The 8,375-nt window shown below is 66.3% G+C and carries 6 protein-coding genes; 4 read left to right on the top strand and 2 right to left on the bottom strand.

Features of this window, described 5'->3' with window-relative positions; translation table 11 throughout:
* The 4 genes from QZ609_RS21615 to QZ609_RS21600 all read left to right on the top strand — a co-directional run.
* Positions 1–217: hypothetical protein (locus QZ609_RS21615; RefSeq protein ID WP_295499431.1), on the top strand; the 217-nt coding region annotated here is incomplete at its 5' end.
* A gap of 214 nt (positions 218–431) precedes the next feature.
* Positions 432–1,706 (top strand): MFS transporter, encoded by a 1,275-nt coding sequence (locus tag QZ609_RS21610; RefSeq protein WP_295499429.1) that lies wholly within the window; start codon positions 432–434, stop codon positions 1,704–1,706.
* Positions 1,707–1,818: 112 nt separating this feature from the next.
* Positions 1,819–3,858, top strand: coding sequence for an ATP-binding protein (locus QZ609_RS21605; RefSeq protein WP_295499426.1), 2,040 nt, complete (start codon positions 1,819–1,821; stop codon positions 3,856–3,858).
* A gap of 247 nt (positions 3,859–4,105) precedes the next feature.
* Entirely contained in the window at positions 4,106–6,517 is a 2,412-nt protein-coding gene (locus tag QZ609_RS21600; RefSeq protein WP_295499423.1) for a penicillin acylase family protein, read from the top strand.
* 175 nt (positions 6,518–6,692) lie between these two features.
* Here the strand turns inward: QZ609_RS21600 and QZ609_RS21595 are convergent, their stop codons facing one another.
* Both QZ609_RS21595 and QZ609_RS21590 read right to left on the bottom strand, forming a co-directional pair.
* Positions 6,693–7,175 carry a hypothetical protein gene (locus tag QZ609_RS21595; RefSeq protein ID WP_295499421.1) on the bottom strand — a complete coding sequence of 161 codons (483 nt, stop codon included), beginning with the start codon at positions 7,173–7,175 and terminating at the stop codon, positions 6,693–6,695.
* 380 nt (positions 7,176–7,555) lie between these two features.
* Positions 7,556–8,011, bottom strand: a complete 456-nt coding sequence (locus tag QZ609_RS21590) for a helix-turn-helix transcriptional regulator (protein WP_295499419.1) — start codon at positions 8,009–8,011, stop codon at positions 7,556–7,558.
* Between the last annotated feature and the right edge of the window lie 364 nt (positions 8,012–8,375).

Below are 8,375 nucleotides of genomic sequence, written 5' to 3'. Positions count from 1 at the left end.
CCCCGCCCGCCCCGCGCAATCCGATACAGCGCGCCTGCTTGCCGATACCGCCCCCTTCCACATCGATCACGGCGGCCGCCGCGTCGAGGCCACCTACTCCGCCCGCAACGGCATCGTGACGGTCCGCCACCTGGGCAAGAGCCTGTCGACGTACTCGCCAGGCGCCGACTACAAGGCGGTCGCACGCAAGCTGCTCAGCGTCATGCTGACCATCTGACGCACTGCTGCCATTCGTACCCGCTGTGGTCGCGGCGGGGCTTACTGGCCCCGGAATGCGCACTCCATTGCGCGCGGCTGGAGCGTGTTTGGCGTTTTGCTAGCGCCAAGCACGCCGCGCCGCCTGGAGCCACGTGCCACCATGACTTACGTTACGATAACGGGCATTCCGCTCCCCTCTTTCGCAAGTCGCCGGCTGCCGGCGCGCATCCAACGTGTCTGGCGACGCTGGCCTGTCCTCTCCTACCGCTCCCGCGCAAACGCTGTCGCACGCGCCCTTCTCGTATCCCACCTTCCGGCTGTTCTGGTGTGCCAGGCTGTCGACCACCATCGCCTACCAGATGTTTGGCGTGGCGGTCGGCTGGCAAATCTACGACCTGACGCGCAGCGCCTATGCGCTGGGGCTGGTCGGGCTGGTGCAGTTCCTGCCGTCGGTGGTGCTGGTGCTGGCCTCAGGCCATATTGCCGACCGCTACGACCGGCGCCTGGTGGTGCGCGTGTGCCAGGCGATCGAAGCGCTGGCGGCCGCGATGCTGGCCACCGCCGTGCTGACGGGACATGCCAGCGTGCAGCTGATCTTTATCTTCGTGGTGCTGATCGGCGCGATGCGCGCGTTCGAAACGCCGACGCTGCAGGCGCTGCTGCCAACGCTGGTGCCGTCCGCAGCGCTGCCGCGCGCGGTGGCGCTGTCCAGTTCGGCCGGGCAGACCGGCATCATCCTCGGGCCGGCGGTGGGTGGGTTCCTCTATGTGGCGGGTGCGCCGGTGGTGTATGGCACGGCGGCCGGCCTGTTCCTGCTGGCGCACGTGCTGCTGGCCTTCCTGCGCACCGAGCGCGCGGCGCCGATCACCACGCCGGTGAGCCTGCAATCGCTGTTTGCCGGCATCGTGTTCATCAAGGGGCGGCCGGTGGTGCTGGGTGCCATCTCGCTGGATCTGTTTGCCGTGCTGCTGGGCGGCGCAACAGCGCTGCTGCCGATCTACGCGCGCGACATCCTCGGCACCGGGGCGTGGGGGCTGGGCCTGTTGCGCTCGGCGCCGGCGATGGGCGCGCTTGCCATGGCGATCTTCTTGGCGCACCGGCCACTGGACCGGCACGTCGGACGCGTGATGTTTGCTGCCGTGGCGGTGTTTGGCCTGGCGACGATGGTGTTCGGGCTCTCGCGCTGGCTGCCGCTGTCGATGCTGGCGCTGGTGGTGCTGGGCGCGTCGGACATGATCAGCGTGGTGATCCGGACCTCGCTGGTGCAGCTCGATACGCCGGATGCGATGCGCGGCCGGGTCAGCGCGGTCAATTCGGTGTTCGTGGGTGCGTCCAACCAGTTGGGCGAGTTCGAATCGGGCATGGTGGCCGGGCTGCTGGGGCCGGTGCCGTCGGTGGTGCTTGGCGCCATCGGCACGCTGCTGGTGGTGGCGCTGTGGATGCGCCTGTTCCCAGACCTGACGCATCGCGACCGCATGCGCGACGCGCACCCCACCAGCGAGGGGTAAGCGCGGCGCAATCTGGCGCAGATGTCAGCGAAACCCCGATGGCATGCGGCTGCGCTGGCTCGTATGCTGGGGACGCGATGCATTTGGTCGCCTTGGCAGGTAGCGCCCGATCATGAAGTCTTCGCTGCATCTTCCCTTTCGCACCGCCAGCCCGCCCGGCAGCCGCCGGGCAGAGGGCGTGACCGACCCGGGTCCATTCCGCGACATCGGGCTGGGCAAGTCGCCGCCGATTCGGCCATCGGCCTGGGTGGTGGCCGTGGCGGCAGCGGTGGTCGGCACCGTCGCGCGGCTGTTGCTGGAAAACGCAGTGGGCGTGCGGCTGCCCTTCTACCTGGCGTTTCCGGTGGTGACGATTGCCGCCTGGTATGGCGGCTTCTGGCCCGGCATGCTGGCCATCGCCTCTTACGCCGCAATCTTCACCGGCCTGTTCGTGCTGCAGACACCGCAGCCCACGCCGTGGAGCGGCACCTTCGCGCAGTTGATGGTGTTTGCCGTGGGCGCCCTGTTCATCTGCCTGCTGTGCGAGCAGCTGCGGCGGGCCCGAGCGGGGGCCGAGCGACGCGCCCGGGCCGAGACGCAACAGCGCGTGTCGCAGCAGCGTCTGCTGGCCGCGCTGCAGGCCTCGCCCATCTCGCTGTACGACGTCGACAACACCATGCACTTCATGTGGGTGCACAACCCAGTGTTCGGGCTGCAGCCGGACGAGCTGCTCGGGCGCACCGTGCGCGAGGTGTTCGGCCGCCGTGCCGCTGCGCAACTGACCGAAGCCGGCCAGCGCGTGATCGCCACCGGCACGCCCACGCGCGTCGAGTTCGCCTTCCGCCGCCGGCACACGCAGCGCGTGGTCTACGACGTGGTGGTGATGCCGCTGCGCGACGATGCCGGTGAGATCATCGGGCTGACCAACGCCGTCATCGACATCAGCGAGCGCCGGCAGGTTGAGGCGCAGCGCACCCGCCTGCTCGAAGCCGAGTCGCGCGCCCGCGAAGAGGCCGAACGCGCCAGCCGGCTGAAGGACGATTTCCTCGCCACCGTCAGCCACGAGCTGCGCACGCCGCTGAACGCGGTGCTGGGCTGGGCCCAGCTGCTGAACATGCGCGCCTACGACGAAGCCCTGCACAAGCGCGGCCTGGACGCCATCGAGCGCAGCGCCCGCACGCAGGTGCACCTGATCGACGACCTGCTCGACATGTCGGCCATCCTGTCGGGCAAGGTGCCGCTGGAAATCGCCCCGGTGGACCTGGCTGACGTGCTGGAGCGCGCGCGCGAGACCATCGAGCCGATGGCGCGGCAGAAGCAGATCACCATCGACACCGAATACCTGCCGGTGCCCATGCTGCAAGGTGATGCGGGACGCCTGAAGCAGGTGTTCTGGAACCTGCTGGCCAACGCGGTCAAGTTCACGCCCGACGGTGGGCATATCCGCGTGTCGGTGCATGCGTCGCCTGAAGGCGTGGTGGCGACGGTGCGCGATACCGGCATTGGCATCGAGCCGGCGTTCCTGCCGTTCATCTTCGATCGCTTCCTGCAGGCAGACCTCTCCAATACGCGGCGCCACGGCGGCCTGGGCCTGGGGCTGGCCATCGCCAAGCAGCTGGTGGACCTGCACCACGGGCGTATCACCGCCGCCAGCAGCGGCGCCAACCATGGCACCACCATGGCCGTGACCCTGCCGCTCAACGCCGCCCAGCCCGACGAGCCGACCAGCAGTGCGCCGGGCCTGGTGGCCGGTACCGCAGCGCCGGCGCTCGACGGCGTGCGCGTACTGGCGGTGGACGACAACGCCGAATCCCTCGGCGTGATCGCGCTGATGCTGGAGCGCTACGGCGCCGAGGTCGTCACCGTGTCCAGCGGCACCGCCGCGCTTGATGCGCTCGACCGCGCCGCCGGCGACCGTCCGTTCGACGCCCTGGTCAGCGACCTGGCCATGCCCGGCATGGATGGCATGCAGTTGCTGCGCATCATCCGCGCGCGCGGGCTGACCGAGCTGCCGGCGATCGCCGTCACCGCGTTTGCCGATCCGATCCGGCTGAAGGCGGCCAAGGAGGCCGGTTACCAATCCGTCATCACCAAGCCGATCTTCCCGGGTGAGCTGGGGCATGTGCTGGCAGCCAACGTGCGACGTGCAGGTGGATCGCAGGCAATGCCCTGAGGGAATAGGCGACCCAACAAAAGTCATTGGCGCCGATGTGCGCAAATCAGCATACTTGGTCGCTGTGCCGGCCAGTGGGGCAACTCTCCCCTAGCAGTTCTGCACCTGTCTCTCTGGCTGGCCGCCTTGCCTCACCCCTCTCGCCGCGCATCACGCGCGCCGCGTCTGCCGTTTCATCCAAGCAAACGCCCGAAGCTGAATCGCCCATCAGAGGCGCGTTGTATTCCCGCCCTTCAGAGGAGACACCATGCCAGTCCGACCACTCGGCGCCCTTCCCATCGTGCTTTCTGCCATCGCGCTCGGGCTGGCCACGCAGGCCGTCGCCAAGGGCGCGCCGACGCCCGCCCATGAAGCGAGCGGCCAGACCATCGCCGTGGCCGGGCTGTCCAAGCCCGCCGACATCCTGATCGACCGCTGGGGCGTGCCGCACATCTACGCCAGGAGCGAAGATGACGGCTTCTTCGCGCAGGGTTTCAACGCCGCGCGCGACCGCCTGTTCCAGATCGACCTGTGGCGCCGCCGCGGCCTGGGGCAGCTCTCGGAAGTGTTCGGCCCCGCCTATGTGGAACAGGATCGCGCCACGCGGCTGTTCCTCTACCGCGGCGATATGCAGACCGAGTGGAACCACTACAGCCCCGACGCGCAGCAGATCGCCACGCGCTTCGTGGCGGGCATCAACGCGTATATCGACTGGCTGGCCAAGCACCCGGAGCAGCTGCCCCTCGAATTCCGCAAGCTGAACTACACGCCCGCGCACTGGGCACCGGAAGACGTGGTGCGCATCCGCAGCCACGGGCTGACGCGCAACCTGCAATCGGAAGTGGCGCGTGCCAACGTGGCCTGCAAGGCCAGCCTGGCCGACGACACCATCCGCTTCGGTCTGCAGCCTGCCTGGCAAACCCAGGTGCCGGACGGGCTGGACCCGTGCCTACCGAAAGACCTGCTGAAAGTCTTCACGCTCGCCACGCAGGGGGTGCGTGTCACACCCGAATCGCTCAAGGGCGTGGACATCGACAGCGTGCGCGTGGCGGCTGCCACCAACCTCGAAGAGACCATGGAGGGCAGCAACAACTGGGTGATCGCGCCGGGAAAATCCGCCACCGGCCGCGCCGTGATGGCCAATGACCCGCACCGCGCGTACTCCGCGCCGAGCCTGCGCTACATCGCGCATATCAGCACGCCCACGCTCGACATCATCGGCGCGGGCGAGCCGTCGCTGCCGGCCGTGTCGATCGGCCACAACGGGCACGTCGCCTTCGGCCTGACCATCTTCAACATCGACCAGGAAGACCTCTACGTCTACGAGCTGAACCCGGCCAACAACAGCGAGTACCGCTACAAGGGCGGCTGGGAGCCCTTTACGGTGCTGCACGAACCGGTCAAGGTGCGCGGCAGTGCGATGCAAGTGGCGGACCTGACCTTCACGCGCCACGGCCCGGTCATCTATATCGATGCCGAGAAGCACCGCGCCTATGCCGTGCGCTCGGCGTGGCTGTCGCCGGGCATGTCGCCGTACTTCGGCTCGGTGGGCTACATGCGCGCGCGCACCTTCGCGCAGTTCAAGCAGTCGATGCTGAACTGGGGCGCGCCCACCGAGAACCAGGTCTACGCCGATACACAGGGCAACATCGGCTGGGTGCCGGGCGGCCTCGCCCCCATCCGCCCGAATTGGGACGGCCTGCTGCCCGTGCCCGGCGACGGCCGCTACGAATGGGCCGGCTTCTGGCGTGGCGACCAGTTGCCCTCCACCTACAACCCGAAGTCGGGCTACTTCACCTCGTCCAACGAGATGAACCTGCCGGCCGACTATCCGTACCGCGAGCGCAAGCTCGGCTTCGAGTGGACCAACAGCGCGCGCCATGACCGCATCGACGAGGTGCTGGCCAAGCTCGACAAGGTGTCGCTCGAAGACTCGATGCGGCTGCAGAACGACATGGTGTCGATCCCGGCGCGCCGGCTGATGGCGTTGCTGGCGCCGCTGTCGTCCAACGACGCAGATACGCAGGCGGCGCTGAGCCTGCTCAAGGGCTGGAACGCGACCATGCTGGCGGACTCGCCGCAGGCTGCGCTGCACGAGGTCTGGTTCACGCACCACCTGGGCCGCGCATTCAAGAACGCCGTCCTGACCAAGGCCGGCGCCGATGCCGTCGGCACGCCAGACACCGCGGTGATGCTCGACACGCTGGAACACCCGCAAGGCGCCGAACGCAAGTTTGGCGAAGACCCGCAGCAGGCCGGCGCGAAGCGCGACGCCGTGCTGCTCGCCAGCCTGCACGACGCCTGGGCCGACATGGTCCGCCGCCAGGGCCCCAACCCGCAGGCCTGGACCTGGGGCGCGCTGCACCACAACCTGAACGCCCACCCGTTCGCCGCCATCGTCGACGAGGCCACGCGCGCCAAGCTCAACGTCGGCCCGACGCCCGAGGGCGGCAGCGCCTACACGCCCAACCAGTCGACCTACCGCGCGAGCGACTTCCTGCAGACCAACGGCCCGTCGTTCCGCACGGTGGTTGACGTGGGCAACTGGGACAACTCGCGCGCCGTCAACCTGCCCGGCCAATCCGGCGACCCTGACAGCCCGCACTACCGCGACCTCGCGCCGCTGTGGCTGCACGGCAAGTACTTCCCGCTGCTGTACTCGCGCCGTGCGGTGGTGTGAGGGGGCGGGTCATTTGGCATAACCCAAAAAAGGCCCAAAAACGCGAAAAAGCCGCGCCGCACATAGGTTTGCAGGCTTCGCGGGCGTCGACCAGTTTTGGCATGGAATAGCGAAAAACTGTCCGATTCTGAGCCCGTTTTGCGCGAGAATTGGCGCAACCCCCTCACAAGGCGCATTAGACCTCCTGCCTGATCCGGTTCACGACGGCCTTGTGGAGCTGGCCGACTTCTTCGTTGGACAGATCAGCCATGGACGCCTTGCCCCAGCGCCGCCGGATGTAGGATCGGCGCCAGCTCCCGGCCCTCATTTCGTCGCAGAGCGCATTGATCGCGCGAACCTTGCGCTCGCGCCATCCCGGTGAGCGCATGGCGCCTGGCATGCCTTCCAAGCGCGCTCGCCAATTCACCAAATAGGTCTCCGCCTGCGCAAACCGTTCGTATGGGATTTCCGCATAGGACCGGACGTCCATATGCTGCTCCAGGCGCCGCAGAACGGCGGCAGGAGTGATTTGTTGGCCGTCTACGGCACGTGAAACACCGACAATCTGATCACGCAGCTCCAGGAGACGCCGCTTGTGGCAAGCGTCCAGGAAGCCGTTGTGCACGTTTGGCGCGCGGTCGTACACGATGTTTTGCACATGGCCGCTACCAATAAACACGGTACCGCCACTGACCACAACATTAGGCGCCGCTTGGGTTGGCGACTCATTGACAACTTCTGTTTCCCCACCAAACAGTTCTGCCCAGACGCCTTGGGCACGGCGCCTTTTCTCATTTACTGCCACTACGTTTCCTCTTCGCAGCCAGTCCCAGGAGAGGACTGCCCACCCGGCCGCACCGTGGGAGGCCCTCCTATCAGTAAGGACTATCTGCGCTTCCACCAAGCGGTTTAAACCCCCTGGCCGTGGGGGGAGGCCGCGCTGTGCTAACCAGGCGGAAATCCGAGAAACCTAAGCGGCGCAACGATTGGCGGGAACCCAGGTCACTGCGAATGCAGGCGCGGTTGCAGTCTTTAACAATCTGCGCTGCGACCGGCTGACTATGAGTTCACGACCAAGCGGAGGATGCGGTCAATGTTTGGACCGGCCTTGTGGCCTGTCTCCGCAATGATGTCGTACAGGAGAACGACCAGCTCCGCTTTCTTGGACGGATTGGGTTTGCCGCCTTTCTTCGCCTGCTCGTGCTCCACCAACTCCAACACGTACTGAAGCAGTTCCTCATCCAGAGGGCTGGCTGGGCCTTGGGCGCCCGCCTCCAGGTCTTTCATGAGCATGGGGCCGTCGCCGGTCAGCAGCCAATTGACGTTAAGCCCAAGCAGAGCAAGGCCTCGCAGTACGCGACCGCTCGGCAAGCCGCGCCCCGTCTCGTTCTCCTGAATCCCCCTTTTTGTCCCTCCTATCGCTGCCCCCAACTGCTCCTGGCTCTGCTTCAGGCGGGCTCGAAAGGCACGAAATCTTGTGGCGACGTCCGCTTCGATGTTCGCACTTTCGGTCATGACGACATCCTTCGGCTGCGTCGGAAGTGCGAACGCGGTGTTCGCACTTTTTCCACGCGTTCGCGCTTGGGTGGGAATTCCATATAAATCAAAGAGATACAAATTTTTGAGCGGCAAAACACAATGCGACCGAAGTGCGAACACAAACACAACGTTGCATGAGCACAAAATATCGTGCTATGTTTCTGCCCATGGACAAGTTAAACCAACCGAAAAAACCAGTCGTGCAGGACTGGCATCGGGCAGACATCAAGAGCGCGCTGGAGAAGGCTGGGCATTCGCTGCGCCAGTTGAGCCTCCAACACGGCTACAGATCGGAAGAGCACACGTCTGAACTCCAGTCACGGATGTATCTCGTATGCCG

Origin of the sequence: uncultured Ralstonia sp. (assembly GCA_913056305.1) — a bacterium.
Classification (GTDB): domain Bacteria; phylum Pseudomonadota; class Gammaproteobacteria; order Burkholderiales; family Burkholderiaceae; genus Ralstonia.
The sequence above is the reverse complement of the archived record's forward strand: the minus strand, read 5'-3'. Positions and strand labels throughout refer to the sequence as shown.